We start from the raw sequence: 26,358 nt of genomic DNA, 5'->3' as shown, positions 1-26,358 counted from the left end.
AACACATAATACAGAGGAATATACTATGACGCGCCGTGCTATCGGGGTGAGTGAAAGACCGCCACTTTTACAAACAATCCCGCTTAGTTTGCAACATTTGTTCGCCATGTTTGGTGCAACCGTCCTGGTGCCCGTCTTATTTCATATTAACCCGGCGACTGTACTGTTATTCAATGGTATCGGGACGCTGCTGTATCTCTTCATCTGTAAAGGGAAAATCCCGGCTTATCTTGGTTCCAGCTTTGCCTTTATTTCACCGGTATTGTTACTGTTGCCGTTAGGGTATGAAGTCGCGCTGGGCGGCTTTATTATGTGCGGCGTGCTGTTCTGCCTGGTTTCTTTTATCGTGAAGAAAGCGGGGACCGGCTGGCTGGACGTGCTGTTTCCACCTGCGGCAATGGGCGCAATCGTTGCCGTCATCGGTCTGGAGTTGGCGGGCGTAGCTGCCGGTATGGCAGGTTTACTCCCGGCTGAAGGGCAAACGCCAGACTCCAAAACCATCATCATCTCCATTACCACGCTGGCAGTCACGGTTTTAGGTTCCGTGCTGTTTCGTGGTTTCCTGGCAATTATCCCGATTTTAATTGGCGTGCTGGTGGGCTACGCGCTCTCTTTCGCAATGGGAATTGTCGATACTACGCCGATTATTAATGCTCACTGGTTTGCGCTGCCAACTCTCTATACGCCGCGCTTCGAGTGGTTTGCCATTCTGACTATTCTGCCAGCGGCGTTAGTGGTTATTGCCGAACACGTAGGGCACCTGGTGGTAACGGCTAATATCGTCAAAAAAGATCTGCTGCGCGATCCAGGTCTGCACCGTTCGATGTTTGCTAACGGCTTGTCGACCGTGATCTCCGGCTTCTTTGGCTCCACGCCAAATACTACCTACGGGGAAAACATTGGCGTGATGGCGATCACCCGTGTTTACAGTACCTGGGTTATCGGCGGGGCGGCGATTTTCGCTATCCTGCTTTCCTGCGTCGGTAAACTGGCTGCTGCTATCCAGATGATCCCATTGCCGGTGATGGGCGGCGTTTCGCTGCTGCTTTATGGTGTTATCGGTGCTTCCGGTATTCGTGTTTTGATCGAATCGAAAGTGGATTACAACAAAGCACAGAACCTGATCCTGACTTCTGTCATTTTGATCATCGGTGTCAGTGGCGCGAAGGTAAACATCGGCGCGGCGGAGCTGAAAGGTATGGCGCTGGCGACCATCGTCGGTATCGGCTTAAGTTTGATCTTCAAACTGATTAGTGTGCTGCGCCCTGAAGAAGTGGTGCTGGACGCAGAAGACGCGGATATAACAGACAAATAATGTACCGACCGGGCAGTGTTGCTGCCCGGTTCAAACATCATGGGATTCTGTGGTAAACTTCTCGCGATTTTGTGAAATCCTGGTTGAGGTATCTCTGAACACACCGGCACAGCTCTCTTTGCCACTTTATCTTCCTGACGACGAAACCTTTGCAAGTTTCTGGCCGGGGGATAACTCCTCTTTACTGGCCGCGCTGCAAAACGTGCTGCGTCAGGAACATAGCGGTTACATCTATCTCTGGGCACGCGAAGGCGCGGGGCGCAGCCATCTGCTGCACGCGGCTTGCGCGGAATTGTCGCAGCGTGGCGATGCGGTGGGCTATGTCCCGCTGGATAAACGCACCTGGTTTGTTCCGGAAGTGCTCGACGGTATGGAGCATTTGTCGCTGGTCTGTATCGACAACATTGAGTGTATTGCAGGCGATGAGTTGTGGGAGATGGCGATTTTCGATCTCTACAATCGAATTCTGGAATCGGGTAAAACACGGTTGTTAATCACCGGCGATCGTCCACCGCGGCAGTTGAATCTGGGATTACCGGATCTCGCGTCGCGACTCGACTGGGGGCAGATCTACAAATTGCAGCCTCTTTCTGATGAAGATAAGTTGCAGGCGCTACAGTTACGCGCGCGTTTGCGTGGTTTTGAACTGCCGGAAGATGTGGGGCGTTTCTTGCTGAAGCGGCTCGACAGAGAGATGCGCACGTTATTTATGACGTTGGATCAGTTGGATCGTGCGTCGATTACCGCGCAACGTAAGCTGACCATTCCGTTTGTGAAAGAAATTCTGAAACTGTAGACAAGACGTTTATCGTCGGATGCGCGCCCATCGTATTCGTAGGCCGGATAAGACGCGGCAAGCGTCGTATCCGGCAACGTGACTTAACTCGCGAAAGGGCGCATATTAACCCACGATTTCCAGTACCTGCTCCGGTGGACGACCAATCCGCGCTTTGCCATTGGCGACCACAATTGGGCGCTCCATTAGCTTCGGATTATCCACCATTGCCTGAATCAGCGCCTCTTCGCTAAGCGAACTGTCAGTCAGGTTCAGCTCTTTATAAAGATCCTCTTTCTGGCGCATCAACTCACGGGCACTATTCATCCCAAGCATTTTAAGCAAATCGCGCAGCGTTGCCGCATCGGCGGGTGTCTCAAGGTAGAGCACCACTTCTGGCTCCACGCCGTTTTCTTTCAGCAGGTTCAGCGTTTCCCGGCTCTTTGAACAGCGTGGATTATGGTAGATTTTTACCTGTTTGGTCATGGTTCTTCCTTTAATGCGAATTACATCTTGGTATAAGGCTTAAAGCGTTCCTGCAGCTGGCGCAACTGGTCGATGCGCGCATCGTAACGTGCTTGTTGCAGGCTGCCTAATTTCACCTGAGAACTGGCGCTACTCAACAAGGAAATGGCCTGATCGAGTCGCCCGGCGAGCGCATAACCTTCTGCTCGCGCAGCCAGTTCCTGATCGCGGTTATTTAGTGCGGCTTCCGCCTGTGCCAGTAAATCCCAGCCGTTGCTGTCATCTTTATTGTTAAAAGTGTAGCGATTCAGAATATTGGCCGCTTCCTGTGGTTGCCCCCCTTGCAGATAAGCGTTCGCCAGGTTGAGCTGCAACACCGGATTGGTGCGCAAATCGCGGGCATTTTTCAGGCGATTGATAGCGTCATTGGCTTTGTTTTGCCCAAGGTCGATATCGGTAGCCAGATCGAGATACCATGCGTTGCCAGGTTCTGCCGCCAGTAACGGTTGCAGCGTTTTACGCGCTTCGTCGTATTTATTGGCTTCCATCGCCTGTAAAGCACGACCATATTGCGCCGCTCGTTGCTGACGAACGTTTCCTTTCGCCCATTCATCCAGCAAATCACTGGTGAGCTGATTACGTCCGGAATTATACATCCCCAGTGTGCGCGCTTTCGCCAGATAGAAATCCTCCGACGACTGCACCACCATCGGGCGCATCTGATTAGCACGGTTGCGGGCATCTGCCAGACGACTTTCCGGCAACGGGTGAGTCAACAAAATTTCCGGTGGACGCGAGGAGTAACGTGCCTGATCGAGCAATTTTTCGAGGAAGGTCGGCATCGCCTGCGGATCGAATCCTGAGCGTTGCAGCACCTGAATACCAATGCGATCCGCTTCCTGTTCATTTTGCTGGGTGAAGCTGATCATCCCCTGGCGCGTTCCCGCCAGTGTACCGGTCAGCGCTGCCATCCCCGCCTGCGGACTGGCCATCGCCAGTAAAATAGAACCTAACGCGCCGACCCAGGTCAGCGGCGCGCTGCGCTGTTGATCTTCCATCGCTCGCGCCAGGTGACGTTGGGTGACGTGGGAGATTTCGTGCGCCATAACTGAAGCCAGTTGACTTTCGTTATCGGAATAACGGAACAGGGCAGAGTGCAGCACCACGTTGCCGCCAAAGAAAGCAAAGGCGTTAATTTCGTCGTTGTTGATCAGAAAAAAATGAAACGGTGTCTTAACCGAATTGGCATGCGAAACCAGACGCATTCCTAGTGAATTAATGTACTGCGTTAATAGTGGATCATTAATTAACGGCGCGCTACCGCGTAGCTGGCGGACATAATAGTCGCCCATCTGCATTTCCTGACCAATGGAAAGCGTGCTTCCTGCGGAGGTTCCCATATCCGGCAAGGTGTCTGCACTATCGGCAAACGCCGGGGCTACCTGACCAATGGTCATGGCAGCAATGAGGGTTGCAACCAGGTTTTTTTTCAACTGCCTGAACATAACCTCTGTCCTGTGTTTCTGGAGATAGTCATTTGACCGATACTGTGAAATATCGTTCCCACCGCGCCGCCTTTGAGTGTAACGGCGAAGATTAGCCCACTCAAATGACTTTTCAGTTTCCTGAATTCGTCATAAAAAGCGAAGTCTTTTTTGTGACATTTCGATACAATTGCGGATCGCAATCCCGCTCTTGAGGTTCAGGGAAGGTCTTTATGCTCGAAATGTTGATGCAATGGTATCGCCGCCGTTTTAGTGACCCGGAAGCGATTGCCTTGCTGGTTATTTTAGTTGCCGGATTTGGCATTATCTTTTTCTTTAGCGGCCTACTCGCACCGTTGCTGGTGGCGATTGTGCTGGCCTATTTACTGGAATGGCCAACCGTGCGCCTACAATCAATAGGCTGCTCCCGACGTTGGGCGACATCGATTGTATTGGTCGTTTTCGTCGGTATTTTGCTGCTGATGGCGTTCGTGGTAATGCCTATCGCCTGGCAACAGGGCATCTACTTAATCCGTGATATGCCGGGGATGCTCAATAAGCTCTCTGATTTTGCCGCCACGTTGCCGCGCCGCTATCCGGCGTTAATGGATGCGGGGATTATTGATGCAATGGCCGAAAATATGCGCAGCCGAATGCTCACCATGGGCGATTCGGTGGTGAAAATTTCCCTCGCCTCGCTGGTCGGTTTGCTGACCATTGCCGTCTATCTGGTGCTGGTGCCATTGATGGTCTTCTTCCTGCTGAAAGACAAAGAGCAAATGTTGAACGCCGTTCGCCGGGTGCTGCCGCGTAACCGTGGTCTGGCAGGCCAGGTGTGGAAGGAGATGAATCAACAAATCACCAACTATATCCGTGGGAAAGTGCTGGAGATGATCGTGGTGGGGATTGCCACCTGGCTGGGATTCTTACTCTTCGGGCTGAACTATTCGCTGCTGCTGGCGGTGCTGGTCGGCTTCTCGGTACTTATTCCGTACATTGGTGCATTTGTGGTGACCATTCCGGTGGTTGGCGTGGCGCTATTCCAGTTTGGTGCTGGCACGGAATTCTGGAGCTGCTTCGCGGTGTATCTGATCATTCAGGCGCTGGACGGCAACCTGTTAGTACCTGTGTTGTTCTCCGAAGCGGTTAACCTGCATCCGCTGGTCATTATTTTATCAGTAGTGATCTTCGGTGGTTTGTGGGGATTCTGGGGCGTATTCTTCGCCATTCCATTGGCGACGCTGATCAAAGCCGTGATTCACGCCTGGCCCGATGGGCAAATCGCGCAAGAATAATCTTCAGCCCGACGAACTGTTTCGCCGGGCTGATTTTTAGGGTTCCTGACGTAAATAAATAGCCCGATAACAAATACTCACCAGCACTGCACCGCCGATAATATTACCCAGCATCACCGGGAGCAGATTGGCGGTAATAAAATGGCTGACCGTCAGTGCCGGAAAATTGTCTGCGCTACTGTGCGCCAGTTGCCAGAAGGAGGTAGGGGCGAAATGGCGAATGGCAATGGCGAACGGAATCACAAACAAATTGGCGATACAGTGCTCAAAGCCACTGGCGACAAACAGGGTGATGGGCAAAATCATGGCGACGATTTTGTCGCATAATGAACGTCCGCAATAACTCATCCACAGCGCCAGACAAACCATCAGATTGCACATAATGCCGAGGCTGACTGATTCAGTAAATGTATGATGCATTTTGCCCTCGGCGCAGTGTAAAACCGCGACTCCCCACATCGCGTTTTCACTCATCACCAGCCCGGAAAACCAGATTAACAAACTGAAACAGGCAATACCTGCCAGATTACCGCAGGCCACCAGAAGTGCATTAATCAGCCATGTTCGCAAGCTAATAACGCCCCGACTTTTTGCCATCACCGTCATTACCGACGAGGTGAACAGGCTGGTGCCGCAAACCGCCAGCAAAATAAAGCCGAGTGTAAAGCAAAGGCCACCCACCAGATGGGTTAATGCCTGTGAAGACGGGGCATCGGCGATAACGGTAAGGTAAAAAGTAAATCCGATCGCCATAAACACGCCTGCGGACATCGCCATTAAAAAGACCGACACTTTGCTGCGGGCAATTTTATGGGCGGCAATCCGTTCAGCGATTGCCGCTTTTCTGGCGCTCAACTGCAAGTCGAAAGAGAGTTTGTTTCTCATGCATACTCCTGCAAAAACAGATTACAACACCTCGCGAACCGAGATCCCCAGCCGCTGCATTCGTGACAGCAGCGTGGTGCGCTTCATCCCTAATCGCGTCGCCGCGCCACGGGGCCCGGCAACAATGCCATTGGTTTCTCGCAATACCTGAACAATGCGCTGACGTTCTTCTTCGTCATTCTCTGGCGTCGTCGGGTGCAGTAACTGCGCCATTGAACTGCGAAGCGCCGAATTTTCATTTAACGTCGGCAGTAAACGGCTTTGTCGGACATTAAGATGTAAATTCAGACTGTTACCGCGAGTCAGTAGTACCGCTCGCTCAATCACGTTTTCCAGCTCGCGCACGTTGCCCGGCCAGTCCCACGACATCAACTGGCGTAGCGCCTCGGTCGGGATGGCGTCAATTGCGCGATTCATATGGCGCGCCATTTTTTGCGTGAAATGCTTTGCTAAAAGAGGGATATCTTCCGGACGGTCGCGCAGTGGCGGCAGTTCCAGTGGGAAGACATTCAGGCGATAAAAGAGATCGCTGCGAAACTGGCGATCTTCAACCATTTGCCACAAATCACGGTTGGTGGCGGCAATGACTCTGACATTCACCGGGATCGTTCTACTCCCACCGAGACGCTCAATTTCCCGCTCCTGTAATACGCGTAGCAGTTTGGGCTGAAGTTCTAACGGCAGATCGCCAATTTCATCGAGAAATAACGTGCCGCCATCGGCAATTTCAAAACGACCACGATGAGTGTTAATCGCGCCAGTAAATGCCCCTTTGTCGTGACCGAATAACTCACTTTCCAGAAGACTGGCGGGGATAGCGGCGCAGTTGATTTTGACCAGCGGCTTGTCGCGTCGCGGGCTCAGTTGATGGATCGCCCTGGCGATCACCTCTTTGCCGGTTCCGGTTTCACCACAAATCAACACCGTACTGTCGCTCTTCGCCACAATATCTACCTGCTGGAGTAAATCTTCCATTGCCTGGCTTTGGTAGATAATGTCACCGACGCCCAGATTCGAAAGGAGCTGCTCGCTAAGCTGGTGGTTTTCTTGCTGCAAGCTTTCCTGCAAATCGGTCATGCTGCGCCAGGCATCGGCATTGCCAACGGCAATAGCGATGCGATCGGCAATATGTTGTAGTAGCTGGCAGTTTTCCTCACTAAAGAGAGTGGGAGAGGTATGCGCCAGCAACAATGCACCCGGTGTATGGTTGCCAAAGGTGAGCGGTATAAGGAGCGCAGATTCGCAGCCGTTAGATGCAAGTAAGTGTAATAACGGGTCGCGTTGCCAGAGAAACAGATCGTCTGCACGGTGCGTCAAGGTCGGTTGTCGGGTTTGTAGCGTTTGTGTCAGCAATACACTTTCGCCAGGCATACAGCGTGGCAGACACGCACAATGTGAGGCAGAAAGATCGCTGCACCACAGGCTGAACTTCTCGTTCTTTCGATGATCGCCCAGTACCATACTGACTGAAGCCAGACCGAAAAAATGATGGATCTCACGAGCGACGTCAGCGATCAGATCGTCGAGATCAAGATGTGACAACACTGCATTAGTGATATCCACCAGTACCCGATGATGATCGCGATCTTTCTCCAGCAAACGCAGCGCCACCTGCTGTTCTTCATCATTGAGCCATGATTGCAGAACCGGAGTGATTATGTGTGCCAGCCAGTTAAACAGTGTGCAATCCTGGGGAGTAAAACGACTGCCGTGGGTGCGAATAAAGCGTAGCTCCGCCATTCCACTACTGCCGAGAAGGACGGCGTGGCGCGAATAATCGACCATCTCGCCCTGATACTCTGTTGTTGCCGTCACATCGCTGCCATCATCATGGTAGCGGTAATAGAAGTTGCTTTTGAGAACATGCAGTTCAATAAGTTGTACCGGGCTGAACGGCGGCGGCAGCGGGATGAAGGCGCGTAATAAAGACGCCTTGCCGTGTTTCTGCGCTAACCGCTCCGCGAGCATTCCGTTTACCGCTTCAATTGTTATTCCTTGTGGCGGGGCAAACATCGCCTCGTCTGACATAGCCATCAACAGTCCTTATTAATGAGAAATCCTTCTCATGCAATTTTTCTGGCCATCATATAGATGGCCGGTTCCTGCACAATTTCATCCAACAGATGAATGAATTGAATGCTACGCGCCTGCCACACAGACGTCGCGTCATCTGCCAGTGGCGCGAATGCCCGGGTCAACAGGGCGGTGTGGCTGGCGTCAATAACAATCTCACCAAAGGTCATCACCCCCAGCATCTTACGTCGGGCTTGCTCCTCTTCGACCTGTGCAAGCCAATCTTCGTATTCCGTCTGTGGGCAGCGGAAGGCGACATTCAGACAATCAATCACGCCAACGTGATGACCGATAGCCAACGAGTAATACATTACCTGGGAGCTGTGTTCCGGCATCTCGTCGCTACTGGCGATAAATTTTTTTCGCAGCGTCCAGAAAACAATTTCCCCGCACTCCTCAGCCATGTAACCCCCGGAGAACGCGAAAGAGTTGCTGAACGATACTATTGAGACGCGGATCGTCGGCTTCGCGCAACCAGGTGTTAACCCGATTTCCTGTAGGATCGTCGCTTAAATGGCGCAGGAGCCGATCGCAAATTTCTCGCCCCTGACGATAGCCCGCCAGCCGCCTCGCTTCTCGCTCAATGGCGATACGCTGTGATGGCGGGATCTGCGGCCACAGCGGTTGCATGGTCACCCCGGTGGGATCGCGATAATCCACCGCGTGAATCTTCTGTTGTAGCAAACCGAGCGCCACGGCGAAACCGTGAATGGTGGCGGCCGGTGTTGGCGGGCAGCCGGGGATCCAAACATCAATGGGGACAATGGTGTCGCTGCCGCCCCAGACGCTGTAGAGATCGTGGAAAATACCGCCGCCGACACCGCACGCGCCGTAGGAAACACAGATTTTATGATCGGGGGCAGACTCATATGCCCGAAGTGCAGGCATACGCATCGCCCGGGTGACTGCGCCAGTAAATAACAAAATATCGGCGTGACGCGGTGATGAAACAACCTTAATGCCAAAACGTTCTGCGTCGAATACTGGTGTGATGGCGGCAAAAATTTCGATTTCGCAGGCGTTGCAGCCGCCGCAATCGACGCGATAAACGTAGGCCGAGCGACGGATATCCTGTAACAAATGCTGCTTCATCTTTTGCGTTTGTTCGTCCAGCGTGATGGGCTGGCTGACATGTTGCGTAAGCACTGGACTCATAGCTGCTCCTTAGCCACCAGCGGTTCATCTGTGTCGTCGTTGATCAGCGTCGCGCGTTGTTTGCATTCCGGGCAGACGCTCGCTTGCGCCCACAACATTTCGCGGTTTTGTGGTGCATTTTGTTGCTGTGCCAACAGTTCTGCAGCCAGTGCGACGGTTTTTTGCGGGGCAAACGGGCGTTCGCAACGGCTGCAACGTTGTAGCTGGAACGTCGCGCGGGTATAGAGATCGGCTTTATTGGTGACGGTCAGTTCAAAGTTATTGGTAAGCTGAATGGCTCTGGTCGGGCACACTTCTTCACAACGTCCGCAGTAAATACAACGCCCCAGATAGAGCTGCCAGGTGCGCGTATTTTGCTGGTCGTCGGTCTGGATAGTCAGCGCATTTGCCGGACAAGCACAGGCGCAGGCACCGCAGGCAATACATTGGCTGGGCATCAGGTCAGGTTTCCCGCGAAAGCCTGGGCTGACCTCCAGTGGCGCGAAGGGATATTTCACCGTCGCGGTTCCGGCGCGCATAATAGTTTTCAGTAACTTCAGCATTTTCTGTCCTTACTTCAGCGGCGAACGGTTACGATCAATGCCGTAGCGTTCGATCTCTTTATACGGCACGGTTTTTGACTGGCGCTTGCGCACATCAACCAGCGTCACACGGTCGGTACAGGAGTAGCAGGGATCAAGGCTACCGATAATCAGCGGTGCGTCAGAAACGGTATTGCCGCGCAGCATGTAACGCAGCACTGGCCAGTTGGCGTAGGTGGCGGCACGACAGCGCCAGCGGAACAATTTTTGGTTATCACCGAGCATGCTCCAGTGCACGTCTTCACCGCGTGGCGCTTCAACAAAGCCCAGCGCGAATGCGTGAGGTTTATAGCTAAAGCCTTCGGTCAGCAGCGGGGTATCCGGCATGTTGTCGAGGGCAAATTCCAGCATTGCCAGCGAATCAAACGTCTCTTTGACACGGACCATCACGCGGGAGAAGACATCGCCGCCGGTAAAGGTAAACAGCGTTTTTGGAATATTGCCGTAGTCGGCGTAGGGGTGATCAAAGCGCAAATCACGGGCAAAACCACTGCCACGGATCAGCGGCCCTACGGGGCTATAATCACGGGCGATTTGTCGGTCGAGAATGCCAATGCCCTGAGTGCGTTGTTCCATATTCGGCGTGGCAAGCAGCATCTCTACCAGCTCCGACACGTCGGCGCGCATCTCGCGCACCAGTTTCATCGTTTGCAGACGTTGCTCTTTGAGAATATCGCGGCGAACACCACCAATCAGATTCAGACCGTAGGTTTTACGCGACCCGGTCAGCAATTCCGCCATCGTCATCGACTTTTCCCGCACGCGGAAAAATTGCATAAAACCGGTATCAAAACCAACAAAATGGCAGGAGAGGCCAAGGTTGAGCAAATGACTATGCAGCCGTTCGACTTCCAGCAGAATCGAGCGAATAGTATGCGCTCGTTGCGGCACCTCAATCCCCAGTGCATTTTCAACCGAGTTGGTATAGGCCACACTGTGGGCAAAACCGCAAATCCCACACACGCGGTCCGACAAGAAGGTCACTTCGTTGTAGCCCATCCGCGTTTCTGCCAGTTTCTCCATGCCGCGATGGACATAAAACAGGCGGTAATCAGCATCGACAATTTGCTCGCCATCCACAAACAAGCGGAAGTGACCTGGTTCATCGGAGGTGATATGCAGCGGGCCAACAGGGATCACCCGCGCATCGCTGTTGCCCTCGTTGATAAACGGATACGTTTCGGTATCAGTCGTCGGTTCAGGGCGCAGTCGATAATCCATCGCGTCTTTGCGCAGCGGATGCATGTCTTCCGGCCAGTCATCGGGCAACACCAGGCGACGCTGATCCGGCAGGCCAACCGGAATCAGCCCGTACATATCGCGAATTTCTCGCTCGCCCCAGACCGCGGCAGGGACGCGCGGTGTGACTGACGGAAACTCCCTACTGTCGGCATCGACCAGTGCCTTCACCACGATCCAGCATTTTTCGGCCCCTTCCATTGAAAGGGCATAATAAACCGCGTAATGACCGTTAAGTGTCCGCTCGTCGTTGCCAAACAGGACCGGAAGCCAGCCATCATGTTGATAATAAAGATAATGTACAACGTCAGGCAGCAGATTTATTTTCACCGTAATGGTGACCTGTTCAGGCGTTTGTCGCTCTTCATCCAGCACCGCGCCGGGGAACTGCGTTTTCAGGGCGGCGAGAATCGCTTCGCCACGATTTGACGATGAATTAACGTTCACTGTGTTTCTCCGAAACAGATGCGGTGCCTGAAGGCAAAAAATCATGCCAGGTGCTACGTTGTGCAGGCAGGTCGTGCGTCCCTGAGAGGACTATAGTGGAAGCGCCCGCCAGGATCCTGATGACAGGTTGTGGAATATGCGTTCCCATCGCCAGCATCATGACCAGCAGAATCACCATTGGCGAGGTGGTCAACCAGCCAAGTTCACCCCGGTTAACGGCCTGCGGCGGTTTCGCCATTAACACCCGCGCAGCCATCCGTACCAGGCCCGCCAGCACCAGCGTTAACAGCAATAACAGCAGGACGATAATCAACAGGTGATTACGAGCCAGTCCGGCGGTAACGGTCATAAATTCGCTAAGAAAAATGTTGAAGGGCGGCATCCCGGCCAGCGCCAGCGCACCGCCGCCAAACAGCACGGCGGTAAATGGCATGATTTTGAGCATTCCGCAGACGACGTTGAGATCGCGCGTGCCGTACTTGAGCAGTACATTGCCGGAACCGCAGAACAGCAGCGTTTTTGCCAGACTGTGGTTTAAGGTGTGCAGCAGCGCAGCAAAAATTCCCAGCGGCCCGCCAATGCCTAGCGCCACCGCGACCAGTCCCATGTTCTCCACGCTGGAGTACGCCAGCAGACGCTTAATGTCCCGCTGTACCAGAATGAAAAATGCCGCCACGGCAACCGACAACATGCCGAAGATGAGCAACAACCGGTTGGGGAAATCGCTGCCGATGGCCTGGCAAATAATGATGTAATAGCGAATCAGCACCAACAGCGCGCAGTTCAGCAATACGGCGGAGAGCAGGGCGCTGACCGGACTCGGCGCTTCACTGTGAGCATCCGGCAGCCAGGCGTGCATGGGAAATAGCCCGGTTTTGGTGCCAAAGCCAATTAGCACAAACACAAAGGCCAACAGCATTAATGTTGGGTCAAGCAAGGACGATTGCTTAAGAACCTCGCTCCAGAATATCGCCATTTCTGCCTGCGGCATAACGCTGGCGGCGTTGGCGTATACCAGCACGGTACCGAACAGACCAAAAGCGACACCAACAGTACAAATAATGATGTACTTCCATGCAGCTTCCAGAGATGAACGCTGACCGTAAATGCCTACCAGAAACGCCGAGCTTAAGGTGGTGGCTTCGATTGCCGCCCACATCACAATCAGGTTATTGCTGGTAACAACCAGCAGCATGGTGAACAAAAACAGATGGAAGAAACCGTAGTAATCGCACAGCGTAACGGGTGAAATCTCGCCGTGAGCCACTTCATGACGCATGTAGCCAATCGAGTAAACACCGGTGAGAAAGCCAATCACACCAAGAATGGCGAGGAACAAACCGCCCAGACCATCAATATGAAGCCACAGTCCGGCGGCGAATATTTCTTCCGCATCCGCGGCGGTTTTGACCACCCAGAGTGCCAGAATCAGCAGCAGTGTGATCCCTAAGCTATGTAATACTGTCACCGTGCGAGTCGCAGAGTGTCCCCGTTTCCGGCAGGCAAAACAGAGCAGCGAAAAAAGCAGCGGCGTGAGCAGGAGTAAAGCGAACATCACAGAATAACTCATCTCATTATCCCTTCAGCGCGGTCAAGTTGTTCACGTCCAGCGTGCCGTGGGTACGCCATATTTTTCTTGCCAGCAACACCATCACAACGACGGCGAAAATGGCGTCGGTAGCGATACCAATTTCCACCAGTTCCGGTGCACGCCAGGCAAGAAGTGCCAGCACCAGATGGGAGCCGTTTTCCATCAGGCAGTAACCAAAAATTTGCCGCAGGATATTGCGCTGGCTGACAATGCACAGCAGGCCAAGCAGAAAATGACCTAACGCCACCGCCAGCGCCGGTTTCAGCCCGGTAGCCATCGGTAGCTTCACGGGCTGAACGACAAATGCGCAAAGCAGGACAATTAATGCCGCGAGCAATGCCATCATTGCCGGACCGAATAACGCTTTTTCCGGGAGGTTCTGGGGAATATTTCGTGCAGCGTAAATCATGATTAACGGTACCATCAGTACTTTGGTGATAAAGGCGCTGGCGGACCAGATCAGCAGTTGCTCTGCGGCGAACAGGCACGAGAGGGTGGCGAAAATAGACACCAGCACCAGCGACTGGCAGGCGTAAAATCCGCATGACAGGCGATAGCTTTTGACACTAATCACAAACAGCGATGTCAGCATCATCAGTCCCGCCAGATTATTTACGATCATAGAACCGGTCATTCATCATCTCCTTACTGCAACCAGGTCGCGGCGAATACGCTGGAAATCAGCGACATCACAATCAGTACAATCAACACCAGGCGCATTGATCCTGGCAGCGGTGCGGCATCGGCGACGGCTTCGCTCGGTTTGCCAGGCACGACGCGACCAAACCAGCGAATAAACCAGGCGAAACTGGCGACCGATTCAATCATCAGCAGAATCATGGCGGGCAGCAGGATCCAGTACTCCACTGACAACGAAAAACCGGCAGCAAACAGTGGGAATTTACTGAAGAAGCCGTTGAACGGCGGCACGCCAGTAATCGCCAGCGCGGCCACGCAGAAACCCACGCCTGGCAACGGCAGGGTGTGCAATACGCCACGCAGACGCGGCAACAAGCGCGTGCCGCAGCTGTAACTCAGCGCACCTGCTACAAGGAAAAACAGGCTTTTAGCGAACGCGTGGTTGACGATGTAGGCGATGCTGCCCTCCAGTGCCAGCCGCGAGCCGAAGATGGAGAGCGACAAGCCGAAGAACATCCAGCCAAGTTGAGTGATGGTCGACCAGGCCAGCAACCGCTTCATATCCTGCTGCGGCAAATACATCAGAAAGCCGTAAAGAATGGTGACCAGTGCCATGACCATGCCAACGCCGCCAATCACATGCGGGATATTGCCGCCGTCGATAATGGCGCGGGCAAAAATGTAAACGCCCACTTTCACCATCGATGCGGCGTGGAGATAGGCGCTGATCGGTGTTGGCGCTTCCATTGCATCCGGTAGCCACGCTTGCATCGGTAGCTGGGCCGATTTTCCCCACGCGGCAAACAGGATGCCGCCATAAACCAGATAACGTGCGTCGCCGTGTAACTCGCTCATCGCGCTAAGCGCAAACGTTCCGGTCTGCAAAAACAGCGTGGCGGCGGCAAGATACAACCCCAGCGAACCGATATGAGTGATAAGTAACGCTTTTAGTGCTGAACGTTGCGCTTTATCGCTCTGGTAATAACTGATCAATGCCCAGGAGCAGCCGCCCGTAATTTCAAAAAACAATAACTGACCGAGCAGCGTCGAGGAGAGTACCAGTCCCGCCATCGCGCCGATAAAAACCAGCAAAAATGCGTAATAACGATTCGTGCCGTTATGCGGGTGTTCGCGATTTTTATCCGTCAGATAACCCGTGGAGTAGATCGTGACCAGCAAACCGAGGAACACCACCACAAACAGAATCAGCGTACTCACGCGATCAATGACCAGGCCAAACAACGCCACATCCCCCACGTTGACCAACGTCAACGTGACGGCAACTTTATCGGCCTGATAAAACGCGGAGATCAGCGACAACATGCACAGCGTGGTCAGCGCGGCGAACAAAATCCCCCATTCGGCGGCCCGACGTTGTGGCGAAAACGAAACGACCAGTGCGCCGATAAAAGGCAGCAATAACGTCGTCAGAGCAAGATTTTCCATATTCCGTCAGTGCTCCTTACAGACCGGTTAACCAGAAGACCCAGGCAAGCGCAGCAAGGCTGAAGCCAAGCCAGGTCACATGGTGAATGAGTAAAAAACGCCCGCGTGCCAGCGTGTTTTCTGCGATAGAGGCCAGAACAAAAATCAGCAAAACCTTGAGCAGCGTAACGACAAGTGAAGTCAGCAGGCAGGTGAGAGAAAGCTCTTGCGCGCGCCCAAAGGGCAGAAACAGGGCCACAAACAGTGATGCCATCACGACCTGTTTCAGCCCCAGCCCCAACTTCGCCAGCGCCAGCCCGGCACCGGAATATTCGGTCAGCGGGCCTTCCTGTAATTCCTGTTCTGCTTCAGCAACATCAAAGGGAATTTTTCCCATCTCAATGAAGCAGGCAAAACCACAGGCCAGTAACGCCAGTACGGTGGTTAGTGGCGAGTTCCAGCCCGTCGCCAGCGTCTTGCTGATCATCTCGATATGCGTGGAATCCGCTATCAGCGCCAATACCAGCAGTGAGAGAATGAGCATTGGTTCGACCAGAATGCCGAGCGTCAACTCGCGACTGGCACCGACTCCCGCAAACGGGCTTCCGGTATCCAGCCCGGAAAGAGCAAAGAAAAAACGAAACAGGGCAAGAAGATAGATAAGGGTGATCAGATCGCCGCCGCCCGCAAAAGGGGAAACAGTAATAAATAGTGGTAGGGCCATCGCCAGCACCAGCATGCTGCTGATTAATACCCACGGCATCAGGCGGAACATCAGACCTGAAGATGTCGGCGCAACTTCCTGGCGTTTAAACAGTTTGTGGATATCGCGATAATCCTGCCAGATCCCCGGTCCGCGGCGGGAGTGCATACGCGCGCGTATCTGCCGGGAAATCCCCGTAAAAAGCGGGGTTAGCGCCAGCAGAATCACGGCCTGTGCTAACGCAAAAATGATCAGATATCCGTCGCAAAGAGTTTGTCTCATGGTGATTTCCTTAGACGGCAATAGCGATTAGCAGCACAACCAGTGCGGCGACCACATACAGGCAATAGAGACGAAAGTCGCCGCTTTGCAGATGCTGTATTTCTTTGGCCAGCCGTTGGGTGGCGCTCACGATGGGGCGGATCACCCGCTCATCCCAAAAGGGTTCTGTGCTCTGAGCCCTGGCGGTGATGTGCGCGAGACCTTTGTTCAGCCTCAGCGTAGGGTCGAGCTGTTGTCGTAGACGAAATAGCGCAGAAAAGACCACACGCAGCGGCTGCATCACGCCATTGCCTGACGGGGCCATCGCATTTTCCCAGCCGTAGCCGCATGCCCAGGCATCTCCTGTGCGACGAAACGCTGCGCGTCGCGAACGACACCACAGCCAGTAAAGGCCAGGCAGCAAAGGCATCGCCAGTAGTAACAGCAACAGTAATGAGGGAGTGACCCGTGTATGAAACGTGCCGGGGACAAGTGCCATTCCGCTGGCGACAGTGACGGGAGGGGTATTGGTAAACGCATGGGCAATGTGCATTATCTTCGGTGCCAGCCAACTGGCACTAAGCGCAATGAATACGCAGAGTGCCGCGAGCAGTAGCATGGCGACGATCATCGTATTTGGCACTTCCTGTGCCTCTTCAGCGTGTGTACTGCGCGGCGCACCACAGAAAGTAATGCCGTACATTTTGACGAAGCACATTACTGCCAGCCCACCAGTGACTGCCAGCATCACCATAGCAATAGGACCCGCAAGTTGTAGCGCTACGGCTTCCACACGACTTAGTGAGAACAGCGACTGCCAGGTGTACCATTCGCTGATAAAACCATTCAGCGGAGGAATGGCTGATATCGCGAGGCAACCAATCAGGCATGCTGCGGCTGTCCACGGCATCCGTTTTGCCAGTGCCCCCATTTTTTCCATGTCGTGGGTATGCAAACGCGAAATAATCGCACCCGCGCCGAGAAATAGCAGCCCTTTGAACAGCGCATGGTTGAGCAGATGAAACAGTGCGCCGAGCAGTCCAACCACGGTGAGCAGCGGGGCGTGCAGTGACAGACCGACCATGGACACACCGACCGCCAGCAAAATAATGCCGACGTTTTCGACGGTACTCCAGGCCAGCAGCCGTTTGATATCCTGTTCCGCCAGCGCATACAGCACGCCCAGGAGCGCGGAGATTGCGCCGATCGCCATCACCAGAATGCCCCACCACAGCGGCAAACCCGTTTGCGCCAGCAGATCCATCGCCACTTTCAGGATGCCGAAAATACCGATTTTGACCATTACGCCAGACATCAACGCCGAAGCGTGCGATGGTGCGGCAGGGTGAGCGCGCGGCAACCAGCTGTGCAACGGCATCATCCCGGCTTTCGCGCCAAAACCGAAGAAGGCCAGCAGGAACACCGCCGACGCCAGCCCCGGAGAAAGTGAAAGCGTGCGGAAACTGGCAAAATCGAGGTTGCCGCTTTCGCGCCACATCAGCAAGAAGGCAATCATAATCAGCACCGATCCGGCGTGGGCGATAAAAAAGTAGAGCATGCCAGCGTTGATTGACGTTTTATCCTGCCTGGCAATGACCAGAAACCAGGAAGACAGCGACATCATTTCAAACAGCACGATGAACCAAAAAGCGTTGTCCATCACCAGCAGGGCAACCATCGATGCGATGAAAAGATTCATAAAGAAGCCCATCGCCGCCGCGCCTTTGCCCTCGTATTCGCGCATATAAGTCAATGAATAGAGCGAACAAACCACCACCAGCAAGGAGATAACCAGCACCATAAATGCCGAGAGGCTATCCATTCGCAGGGTTAAATCGGCAAAGTCAAAAGGCGTGGCAAAACGGGCGACTAAAGTTACGCCTGCATGTAATTGCGTAATTCCGCTGATGATGCCAATCGCGCCGCCCACCAGCGATGTGATGCCGGAAAGCTTAATAGCCAGTCTGTCCAGACCGAGTAAAAACAGCGAAGCCAGACTGGCAAACAGATAGAGGATCAGCGACCAGATTAATAATTGCAGGGCATCCATTAGCGTTGCTCCTGAGTGAGTGAAAGGGGATCCTCCCCGCCATTGGCAAACCAGCTTGCGGCAAGGCGCTGTTTTTCTTTCATCTGACGTTGCAGGCTATCGTCGGTGATCAGACGTAACGCATGATTCGGGCAAGCGCGAACGCAGGCCGGACCTTCTGGCAAGAAATCACACAGGTCGCATTTCACCGCGACGGTCTGGACACCCGGTTCCCAGCGCAGCAAAGCATGTTGGGTCGGCGCGTTTTCTTCGCCGTCTTTGAGTGAGCCGTCAGCCTGAAAAACATATTGCGCAGGGGCATTCACCGGACGGCTTCCTGAAGCGCTGATTGCGCCAAATGGGCAGACCACGGCGCAAAGCTTGCAGCCAATACAGAGGCTTTCGTTGAGTTGGATCGCATCATCTCTCTGGGAGATGGCATTGACCGGGCAGACCTGCAGGCAAGGGGCTTCCTCACAGTGATGACACACGACAGGGGCAGTGAGTGTTGACGTCTTCGCCAGGGCCAGGCGCGGGTGTTGCTGTAAACCTTGCGTTTTATGCACGTCCGAACAGGCAGCGAGACAGGTATTACATCCTGTACACCACAGTGGTTCGGCCACCACAAAGCGGTTCATGTCGGCTCCTTGAAAATGATATGAAACATTGCATTTCATATTGCATAAAGGATGCCAGTCTGATTAATTTAATATATTCAATAAGTTATGTGTTAACTGGATTCTGAACGGTACAAAAATGATGGTCATTAACGTTCAGCAATAAATGGATTCGACACCCGTGTCGCAGGGGAAAGCGAGAATGTGATCTTGATCACGAGAAGTGAGGTGTGCTGGCCGCAAGCGCAGCCAGCACTGAATGGAGCAAAGTAATCAGGCGTGTTCTTTCAGCCAGTTCAGCACAACGTCGTGGTGATTGCTGGTTTTGAAATCGTCAAAGACATGTTCGATTTTGCCATCAGCGTCAATCAGGAAGCTGATGCGATGAATACCATCGTAGGTTTTGCCCATGAAGGACTTTTCACCCCAGACGCCGAATTGTTCGCACACCTGGTGGTCCTCATCAGACAGGAGCGTAAAGTTAAGCAGCTCTTTTTCCGCAAAACGGGAGAGTTTTTCGGGTTTATCGGTGCTGATACCCAGCACATCAACGCCCGCTTTTTTCAATTCATCCATGTTATCGCGTAAGCCGCAGGCCTGTACGGTACAGCCGGGAGTCATGGCTTTTGGGTAAAAATAAACCAGAACACGCTGTCCCTGGAAGTCGGTCAAATTAACTTGTTCTCCGTCTTGATCCGGCAAGCTAAATTTCGGTGCGATATCACCGGCTTTCAGTGGATTCATTACTTAACTCCATCCTGTTCATCATGTGGGGAATAATTGACGACGTTTATACTGCCTTGTGCATTGAGTTCTGTACATAGGGCTTTAAACGCTTGCTCAATATTTGCTGCATCCGCAGAGGCGGGACTGTGGGCGGTTATCTGAATATGCAACTGTGCAGCCCGTTCATTTTCAGCAGGTTGCGTGCGCGACACCAGCTCCGCAATGTTCATATGGTGCGCGTCAAAAAGTGCCGTGAAGCGTTCAATTAAATGCGGGGAGTCTGCCACATCGACCTGAACCCAGACAGATGCTGGCATTGGCGGACGCGGACGCGCCGTCGTGCGCTTCATCACGATTAAAAGATCCAGTTCGGCACCTTTCAACGGTAACGTTGATTCAATCAGAGTGATGGCATTCCATGAACCGGAAAGCAGCATGATAAACGTGAACTCTTCTCCCAGCATTGCCAGGCGACTGTCTTCGATATTACAGCCGCAACTACTGACATGACGGGTGATGGTGTTCACAATTCCAGGGCGATCGGCACCCAACGCAGTGATCACCAGATAATGTTGCGATGACAGTGTCAAACTGGTTATTCCTTTAAGGGGTGAGTTGTTCTTAAGGAAAGCATAAAAAAAACATGCATACAACAATCAGAACGGTTCTGTCTGCTTGCTTTTAATGCCTTACCAAACGTACCATTGAGACACTTGTTTGCACAGAGGATGGCCCATGTTCACGGGAAGTATTGTCGCGATTGTTACTCCGATGGATGAAAAAGGTAATGTCTGTCGGGCTAGCTTGAAAAAACTGATTGATTATCATGTCGCCAGCGGTACTTCGGCGATCGTTTCTGTTGGCACCACTGGCGAGTCCGCTACCTTAAATCATGACGAACATGCTGATGTGGTGATGATGACGCTGGAGCTGGCTGACGGGCGCATTCCGGTAATTGCAGGGACCGGCGCTAATGCCACTACGGAAGCCATTAGCCTGACGCAGCGTTTCAATGACAGTGGTATCGTCGGCTGTCTGACGGTAACCCCTTACTATAATCGTCCGTCGCAAGAAGGTTTGTATCAGCATTTCAAAGCCATCGCTGAACATACTGACCTGCCGCAAATTCTGTATAATGTGCCGTCCCGTACTGGTTGCGATCTGCTCCCGGAAACGGTGGGCCGTCTGGCGAAAGTAAAAAATATTATCGGAATCAAAGAGGCTACAGGGAACTTAACGCGTGTAAACCAGATCAAAGAGCTGGTTTCAGATGATTTTGTTCTGCTGAGCGGCGATGATGCGAGCGCGCTGGACTTCATGCAATTAGGCGGTCATGGGGTTATTTCCGTTACGGCTAACGTCGCAGCGCGTGATATGGCCCAGATGTGCAAACTGGCGGCAGAAGGGCATTTTGCCGAGGCACGCGTTATTAATCAGCGTCTGATGCCATTACACAACAAACTATTTGTCGAACCCAATCCAATCCCGGTGAAATGGGCATGTAAGGAATTGGGTCTTGTGGCGACCGATACGCTGCGCCTGCCAATGACTCCAATCACCGACAGTGGTCGTGAGACGGTCAGAGCGGCGCTTAAGCATGCCGGTTTGCTGTAAAGTTTAGGGAGATTTGATGGCTTACTCTGTTCAAAAGTCGCGCCTGGCAAAGGTTGCGGGTGTTTCGCTTGTTTTATTACTCGCAGCCTGTAGTTCTGACTCACGCTATAAGCGCCAGGTCAGTGGTGATGAATCCTACCTGGAAGCAGCACCGCTTGCGGAGCTTCATGCCCCGGCTGGAATGATTTTGCCGGTGACCTCCGGTGATTACGCAATCCCGGTGACCAACGGTAGTGGTGCTGTCGGTAAGGCGCTGGACATTCGTCCGCCAGCCCAGCCGCTGGCACTGGTTTCTGGCGCGCGTACCCAGTTCACGGGCGATACCGCTTCATTGCTGGTGGAAAATGGTCGTGGCAATACTCTGTGGCCGCAGGTGGTTAGCGTGCTGCAGGCGAAAAACTACACCATCACCCAACGTGATGATGCTGGTCAGACACTGACCACCGATTGGGTACAATGGAACCGTCTGGACGAAGACGAGCAGTATCGTGGTCGTTATCAAATCTCTGTTAAGCCGCAGGGTTATCAGCAGGCGGTTACGGTTAAACTGCTGAACCTGGAACAGGCGGGCAAACCGGTTGCAGACGCGGCTTCCATGCAGCGTTACAGCACGGAGATGATGAACGTTATTTCCGCCGGTCTGGATAAATCTGCCACTGACGCCGCGAACGCTGCGCAAAATCGTGCCTCCACCACTATGGACGTACAAAGTGCAGCTGATGACACCGGTTTACCGATGCTGGTCGTACGCGGGCCGTTCAATGTGGTTTGGCAACGTCTGCCAGCGGCGCTGGAAAAAGTGGGCATGAAAGTGACCGACAGCACCCGTTCGCAGGGCAACATGGCCGTAACTTACAAGCCGCTGTCTGACAGCGACTGGCAGGAACTGGGCGCGAGCGATCCAGGCCTGGCATCCGGTGACTATAAACTGCAGGTTGGCGATTTAGATAACCGCAGCAGCCTACAGTTCATCGATCCGAAAGGTCATACTCTGACTCAGAGTCAGAACGACGCGCTGGTAGCTGTCTTCCAGGCTGCGTTTAGCAAGTAAAAATACAGGGCTGGAGTCATCCGGCCCTTTTTTCTGATATGATACGCAAACGTGTGCGTCGGCAGAAAAATGCGATTTTAGCGGTAATTCGCACGAAATTTGTTTGTCGGACGTAGGTCGGATAAGGCGTTCTTGCCGCATCCGACAAAACATCTGGCACATCAGACAGCAAAAGATTTTAAAACGTTAATTCACACCCAGGAGTGATAAAGATGCAAAAGCAAGCTGAGTTGTATCGTGGTAAAGCGAAAACCGTATACAGCACGGAAAACCCGGACCTGTTGGTGCTCGAATTCCGCAATGATACGTCAGCAGGGGATGGCGCGCGCATTGAGCAGTTTGATCGCAAAGGTATGGTGAACAACAAGTTCAACTACTTCATTATGAGCAAACTGGCTGAAGCGGGTATCCCGACTCAAATGGAGCGTCTGCTCTCCGATACCGAATGTCTGGTGAAAAAGCTGGATATGGTGCCGGTTGAGTGTGTCGTGCGTAACCGTGCTGCTGGCTCTCTGGTGAAACGTCTTGGAATCGAAGAAGGTATTGAGCTGAACCCGCCGCTGTTCGATCTGTTCCTGAAAAACGACGCCATGCACGATCCGATGGTCAACGAATCTTACTGCGAAACCTTTGGCTGGGTAAGTAAAGAGAATCTGGCGCGTATGAAAGAGCTGACCTACAAAGCGAACGACGTGCTGAAAAAACTGTTCGATGATGCTGGTCTGATTCTGGTCGACTTCAAGCTGGAGTTTGGTCTGTACAAAGGCGAAGTGGTTCTGGGCGATGAGTTCTCCCCGGACGGCAGCCGCCTGTGGGACAAAGAAACGCTGGAGAAAATGGATAAAGACCGTTTCCGCCAGAGCCTCGGTGGCCTGATCGAAGCCTATGAAGCCGTTGCCCGCCGCCTGGGTGTACAGCTGGACTGATTTTTCTATTCATCATCTTGCCGTGCTGCTGGCACGGCAAGACAACCGCTCTCATAAGATGTGCATTGAACGCTCATTCCTCCGCCATTTCATCCCGCTTTCCTGTGGTAATCTTCCTCTGAACCACCTACGATCATTTCTATAATGAATATATTGTTGAGGTATCTATGCGTTGGCAAGGGCGACGTGAAAGTGACAATGTTGAAGACAGGCGCAATAGCTCCGGTGGTCCGTCAATGGGCGGTCCCGGTTTCCGTCTGCCAAGCGGTAAAGGCGGGCTGATTTTACTGATAGTCGTGCTGGTTGCAGGCTACTATGGCGTTGATTTAACCGGATTGATGACCGGACAGCCGGTTTCCCAACAACAATCAACGCGGTCAATTAGCCCTAATGAAGACGAAGCCGCAAAATTCACCTCGGTGATTCTGGCAACCACGGAAGACACCTGGGGACAGCAGTTCGAGAAGATGGGTAAGACCTATCAGCAACCGAAGCTGGTCATGTACCGTGGAATGACGCGTACCGGCTGCGGGGCGGGCCAGTCCATAATGGGGCCGTTCTATTGCCCGGCGGATGGCACGGTTTATATCGATCTCTCCTTCTATGATGACATGAAAGACAAACTTGGCGCGGATGGCGATTTTGCCCAGGGGTACGTTATCGCCCATGAAGTCGGTCATCATGTGCAGAAACTGTTAGGCATCGAGCCGAAAGTCCGTCAACTGCAACAAAACGCGACGCAGGCGGAAGTGAACCGCTTATCTGTACGTATGGAACTCCAGGCCGACTGTTTTGCCGGTGTCTGGGGGCATAGCATGCAGCAGCAAGGCGTTCTGGAAACCGGCGATCTGGAAGAAGCGCTGAACGCGGCGCAGGCCATCGGCGATGACCGTTTACAGCAGCAAAGTCAGGGGCGAGTCGTACCAGACAGTTTCACTCATGGCACTTCTCAGCAACGCTACAGCTGGTTTAAACGTGGTTTCGACAGCGGCGATCCGGCACAATGCAATACTTTTGGTAAAAGCATTTAACTTTCGGGGCAGGGATGGCTGAACTGACTGCGCTTCACCCATTAACAGCGCAAATGAAACGTGAAGGGATCCGCCGCTTGCTGGTGTTGAGCGGGGAAGAGGATTGGTGTTTTGAGCATGCGCTTAAGTTGAGTGATGCTTTACCTGGCGACTGGTTGTGGGTTTCGCCGCAGCCAGTCGCTGAAAACCACTGTACTCCCTCGACGCTACAAACTTTACTTGGACGCGAGTTCCGGCATGCGGTATTCGACGCCCGCCAGGGCTTTGATGCCGCTGCCTTTGCGGCACTTAGCGGAACGTTGAAAGCGGGAAGCTGGCTGGTGTTGTTACTCCCTGTATGGGAAGAGTGGGAAAACCAACCTGATGCCGATTCGCTGCGCTGGAGTGATTGCCCTGACCCTATTGCGACGCCGCATTTTGTCCGGCACCTCAAACGCGTACTTACGGCGGATCACGACGCTATCCTCTGGCGGCAAAACCAGCCGTTCACGTTGACGCATTTTATTCCCCGTACTGACTGGCAACCCGCGACTGGCGCACCACAACCAGAACAACAGCAACTCTTACAGCAGCTACTCACCATGCCGCCGGGTGTGTCAGCGGTAACTGCTGCGCGTGGGCGCGGTAAGTCGGCGCTGGCAGGGCAACTCATTTCTCGTATTGCGGGCAGTGCGATTGTCACCGCGCCTGCAAAAGCGGCAACGGATGTACTGGCACAATTTGCGGGCGAAAAGTTTCGCTTTATTGCGCCGGATGCCTTGTTAGCCAGCGATGAGCAAGCCGACTGGCTGGTGGTCGATGAAGCCGCAGCCATACCTGCGCCGTTGTTGCATCAACTGGTATCGCGTTTTCCTCGAACGTTGTTAACCACTACGGTGCAGGGCTACGAAGGTACCGGACGTGGTTTTTTGCTGAAATTTTGTGCGCGTTTCCCGCATTTACACCGTTTCGAATTGCAACAGCCGATCCGCTGGGCGCAGGGATGCCCGCTGGAAAAAATGGTCAGCGAGGCACTGGTTTTTGACGATGAAAACTTCACTCACGAACCACAAGGTGACATCGTCATTTCCGCTTTTGAACAGACCTTATGGCGAAGCGATCCGGATACACCGTTAAAGGTATATCAGCTATTGTCTGGCGCGCACTACCGGACCTCGCCGCTGGATTTACGCCGCATGATGGATGTACCTGGGCAACATTTTTTCCAGGCGGCTTGTGAAAACGAGATCGCCGGGGCGCTGTGGCTGGTCGAGGAGGGCGGATTATCTCAAGAACTCAGCCAGGCGGTATGGGCAGGTTTTCGTCGCCCGCGGGGTAATCTGGTAGCCCAGTCGCTGGCGGCGCACGGCAGCAATCCACTGGCAGCGACATTGCGCGGACGGCGGGTCAGCCGGATTGCAGTCCATCCGGCGCGTCAGCGCGAAGGCGTTGGGCAACAGCTCATTGCCAGCGCTTTGCAATATACGCCTGGCCTCGACTACATTTCGGTAAGCTTTGGTTATACCGAGGAGTTATGGCGTTTCTGGCAACGCTGCGGTTTTGTGCTGGTGCGAATGGGTAATCATCGTGAAGCCAGCAGCGGTTGCTATACGGCGATGGCGTTGTTACCGATTAGCGAAGCGGGTAAACAATTGGCAGAACGTGAGCATTTTCGTTTACGCCGCGATGCGCAAATTATCGCGCAGTGGAATGGCGAAACTGTTCCAGTCGATCCGCTTAACGATATCGTGGTTACTGACGGCGACTGGCTGGAACTGGCCGGTTTTGCTTTCGCTCATCGTCCGCTTTTAACGTCATTAGGTTGCTTAACGCGTCTGCTACAAACCAGTGAACTGGCATTACCGGCGCTGCGTGGTCGTTTACAGAAAAACGTCAGTGACGCGCAGTTATGTACCACACTTAAACTTTCAGGCCGCAAGATGTTACTGGCCCGTCAGCGAGAAGAGGCCGCGCAGGCGCTGTTCGCACTTGATAATGTTCGCACTGAGCGTCTGCGCGATCGCATAACGCAATGGCAATTTTTTCACTGAC

The 26,358-nt window shown here is 53.3% G+C and carries 24 protein-coding genes; 8 read left to right on the top strand and 16 right to left on the bottom strand.

What is annotated here, in order from left to right; all coding sequences use genetic code 11:
* Nucleotides 1-25 precede the first annotated feature (25 nt).
* Nucleotides 26-1,315, top strand: coding sequence for a uracil permease (gene uraA, locus BGE37_RS15035; RefSeq protein ID WP_000198328.1), 1,290 nt, complete (start codon nucleotides 26-28; stop codon nucleotides 1,313-1,315).
* A 94-nt stretch (nucleotides 1,316-1,409) separates the two neighbouring features.
* Nucleotides 1,410-2,111: a DnaA inactivator Hda gene (locus tag BGE37_RS15030; RefSeq protein ID WP_001307333.1), complete on the top strand. Its 702-nt coding sequence runs from the start codon at nucleotides 1,410-1,412 to the stop codon at nucleotides 2,109-2,111.
* A gap of 105 nt (nucleotides 2,112-2,216) precedes the next feature.
* Here the strand turns inward: BGE37_RS15030 and arsC are convergent, their stop codons facing one another.
* Together arsC and bepA are read right to left on the bottom strand one after the other, a co-directional pair.
* On the bottom strand, nucleotides 2,217-2,576 hold the full coding sequence (gene arsC / locus BGE37_RS15025; RefSeq protein WP_073519558.1) for an arsenate reductase (glutaredoxin): 360 nt from the start codon (nucleotides 2,574-2,576) through the stop codon (nucleotides 2,217-2,219).
* Between the two features lie 20 nt (nucleotides 2,577-2,596).
* Nucleotides 2,597-4,060, bottom strand: a complete 1,464-nt coding sequence (gene bepA / locus BGE37_RS15020) for a beta-barrel assembly-enhancing protease (protein WP_000489665.1) — start codon at nucleotides 4,058-4,060, stop codon at nucleotides 2,597-2,599.
* Between the two features lie 212 nt (nucleotides 4,061-4,272).
* On the opposite strand from bepA, the gene BGE37_RS15010 reads away from it, so the two are divergent.
* Nucleotides 4,273-5,334: an AI-2E family transporter gene (locus BGE37_RS15010; RefSeq protein WP_000892051.1), complete on the top strand. Its 1,062-nt coding sequence runs from the start codon at nucleotides 4,273-4,275 to the stop codon at nucleotides 5,332-5,334.
* 36 nt (nucleotides 5,335-5,370) lie between these two features.
* Here BGE37_RS15010 and focB read toward each other — a convergent pair whose 3' ends face one another.
* The 14 genes from focB to BGE37_RS14940 all read right to left on the bottom strand — a co-directional run bounded on the left by focB (nucleotide 5,371) and on the right by BGE37_RS14940 (nucleotide 20,295).
* Entirely contained in the window at nucleotides 5,371-6,219 is an 849-nt protein-coding gene (gene focB / locus BGE37_RS15005; protein ID WP_105288168.1) for a formate transporter FocB, read from the bottom strand.
* A gap of 21 nt (nucleotides 6,220-6,240) precedes the next feature.
* On the bottom strand, nucleotides 6,241-8,253 hold the full coding sequence (gene hyfR, locus BGE37_RS15000) for a DNA-binding transcriptional regulator HyfR (RefSeq protein ID WP_105288167.1): 2,013 nt from the start codon (nucleotides 8,251-8,253) through the stop codon (nucleotides 6,241-6,243).
* 29 nt (nucleotides 8,254-8,282) lie between these two features.
* A complete protein-coding gene (gene hyfJ, locus BGE37_RS14995) occupies nucleotides 8,283-8,696 on the bottom strand; it encodes a hydrogenase 4 assembly chaperone HyfJ (protein WP_032184868.1) in 414 nt (137 codons plus the stop codon).
* Nucleotides 8,689-9,447, bottom strand: a complete 759-nt coding sequence (gene hyfI / locus BGE37_RS14990) for a hydrogenase 4 catalytic subunit HyfI (protein ID WP_000075547.1) — start codon at nucleotides 9,445-9,447, stop codon at nucleotides 8,689-8,691. Before hyfI ends, hyfJ begins: the two co-directional genes overlap by 8 nt.
* Nucleotides 9,444-9,989 carry a hydrogenase 4 subunit H gene (gene hyfH / locus BGE37_RS14985; RefSeq protein ID WP_105288166.1) on the bottom strand — a complete coding sequence of 182 codons (546 nt, stop codon included), beginning with the start codon at nucleotides 9,987-9,989 and terminating at the stop codon, nucleotides 9,444-9,446. The genes hyfI and hyfH overlap by 4 nt, the downstream gene beginning before the upstream one ends.
* A 9-nt stretch (nucleotides 9,990-9,998) precedes the next feature.
* Nucleotides 9,999-11,714, bottom strand: a complete 1,716-nt coding sequence (gene hyfG, locus BGE37_RS14980; RefSeq protein WP_001102313.1) for a hydrogenase 4 catalytic subunit HyfG — start codon at nucleotides 11,712-11,714, stop codon at nucleotides 9,999-10,001.
* Nucleotides 11,704-13,284: a hydrogenase 4 subunit F gene (gene hyfF, locus BGE37_RS14975; RefSeq protein WP_105288165.1), complete on the bottom strand. Its 1,581-nt coding sequence runs from the start codon at nucleotides 13,282-13,284 to the stop codon at nucleotides 11,704-11,706. The genes hyfG and hyfF overlap by 11 nt, the downstream gene beginning before the upstream one ends.
* A gap of 4 nt (nucleotides 13,285-13,288) precedes the next feature.
* Nucleotides 13,289-13,939, bottom strand: a complete 651-nt coding sequence (gene hyfE / locus BGE37_RS14970) for a hydrogenase 4 membrane subunit (RefSeq protein ID WP_000147996.1) — start codon at nucleotides 13,937-13,939, stop codon at nucleotides 13,289-13,291.
* An 11-nt stretch (nucleotides 13,940-13,950) separates the two neighbouring features.
* Nucleotides 13,951-15,390 (bottom strand): hydrogenase 4 subunit HyfD, encoded by a 1,440-nt coding sequence (hyfD, locus tag BGE37_RS14965; protein WP_000429082.1) that lies wholly within the window; start codon nucleotides 15,388-15,390, stop codon nucleotides 13,951-13,953.
* A 16-nt stretch (nucleotides 15,391-15,406) separates the two neighbouring features.
* Nucleotides 15,407-16,354: a hydrogenase 4 subunit HyfC gene (gene hyfC, locus BGE37_RS14960; protein WP_001353042.1), complete on the bottom strand. Its 948-nt coding sequence runs from the start codon at nucleotides 16,352-16,354 to the stop codon at nucleotides 15,407-15,409.
* Nucleotides 16,355-16,364: 10 nt separating this feature from the next.
* Entirely contained in the window at nucleotides 16,365-18,383 is a 2,019-nt protein-coding gene (gene hyfB / locus BGE37_RS14955; RefSeq protein WP_105288164.1) for a hydrogenase 4 subunit B, read from the bottom strand.
* Entirely contained in the window at nucleotides 18,383-19,000 is a 618-nt protein-coding gene (hyfA, locus tag BGE37_RS14950; protein WP_001353043.1) for a hydrogenase 4 subunit HyfA, read from the bottom strand. Before hyfA ends, hyfB begins: the two co-directional genes overlap by 1 nt.
* Before the next feature lie 252 nt (nucleotides 19,001-19,252).
* Nucleotides 19,253-19,723 (bottom strand): thioredoxin-dependent thiol peroxidase, encoded by a 471-nt coding sequence (gene bcp / locus BGE37_RS14945; RefSeq protein WP_001068682.1) that lies wholly within the window; start codon nucleotides 19,721-19,723, stop codon nucleotides 19,253-19,255.
* Entirely contained in the window at nucleotides 19,723-20,295 is a 573-nt protein-coding gene (locus BGE37_RS14940) for a glycine cleavage system transcriptional repressor (protein ID WP_000176186.1), read from the bottom strand. The genes bcp and BGE37_RS14940 overlap by 1 nt, the downstream gene beginning before the upstream one ends.
* A 145-nt stretch (nucleotides 20,296-20,440) precedes the next feature.
* Here BGE37_RS14940 and dapA point away from each other — a divergent pair, with 145 nt between their 5' ends.
* From dapA to tmcA, 5 genes are all read left to right on the top strand, one after another.
* A complete protein-coding gene (dapA, locus tag BGE37_RS14935) occupies nucleotides 20,441-21,319 on the top strand; it encodes a 4-hydroxy-tetrahydrodipicolinate synthase (RefSeq protein ID WP_001592471.1) in 879 nt (292 codons plus the stop codon).
* A gap of 16 nt (nucleotides 21,320-21,335) precedes the next feature.
* On the top strand, nucleotides 21,336-22,370 hold the full coding sequence (gene bamC / locus BGE37_RS14930; protein ID WP_032184860.1) for an outer membrane protein assembly factor BamC: 1,035 nt from the start codon (nucleotides 21,336-21,338) through the stop codon (nucleotides 22,368-22,370).
* Nucleotides 22,371-22,582: 212 nt separating this feature from the next.
* Nucleotides 22,583-23,296, top strand: a complete 714-nt coding sequence (gene purC, locus BGE37_RS14925) for a phosphoribosylaminoimidazolesuccinocarboxamide synthase (protein ID WP_001295467.1) — start codon at nucleotides 22,583-22,585, stop codon at nucleotides 23,294-23,296.
* A 167-nt stretch (nucleotides 23,297-23,463) separates the two neighbouring features.
* Nucleotides 23,464-24,327 (top strand): KPN_02809 family neutral zinc metallopeptidase, encoded by an 864-nt coding sequence (gene ypfJ / locus BGE37_RS14920; protein ID WP_001267498.1) that lies wholly within the window; start codon nucleotides 23,464-23,466, stop codon nucleotides 24,325-24,327.
* Nucleotides 24,328-24,341: 14 nt separating this feature from the next.
* Nucleotides 24,342-26,357, top strand: coding sequence for a tRNA cytosine(34) acetyltransferase TmcA (gene tmcA, locus BGE37_RS14915; protein WP_105288163.1), 2,016 nt, complete (start codon nucleotides 24,342-24,344; stop codon nucleotides 26,355-26,357).
* The last annotated feature ends 1 nt before the right edge of the window (nucleotide 26,358 follow it).

Origin of the sequence: Escherichia sp. MOD1-EC6300 (genome assembly GCF_002965045.1) — a bacterium.
In the GTDB taxonomy this organism is placed as follows: Bacteria; Pseudomonadota; Gammaproteobacteria; order Enterobacterales; family Enterobacteriaceae; genus Escherichia; species Escherichia coli_F.
This window is presented reverse-complemented; position numbering and strand designations above follow the sequence as displayed.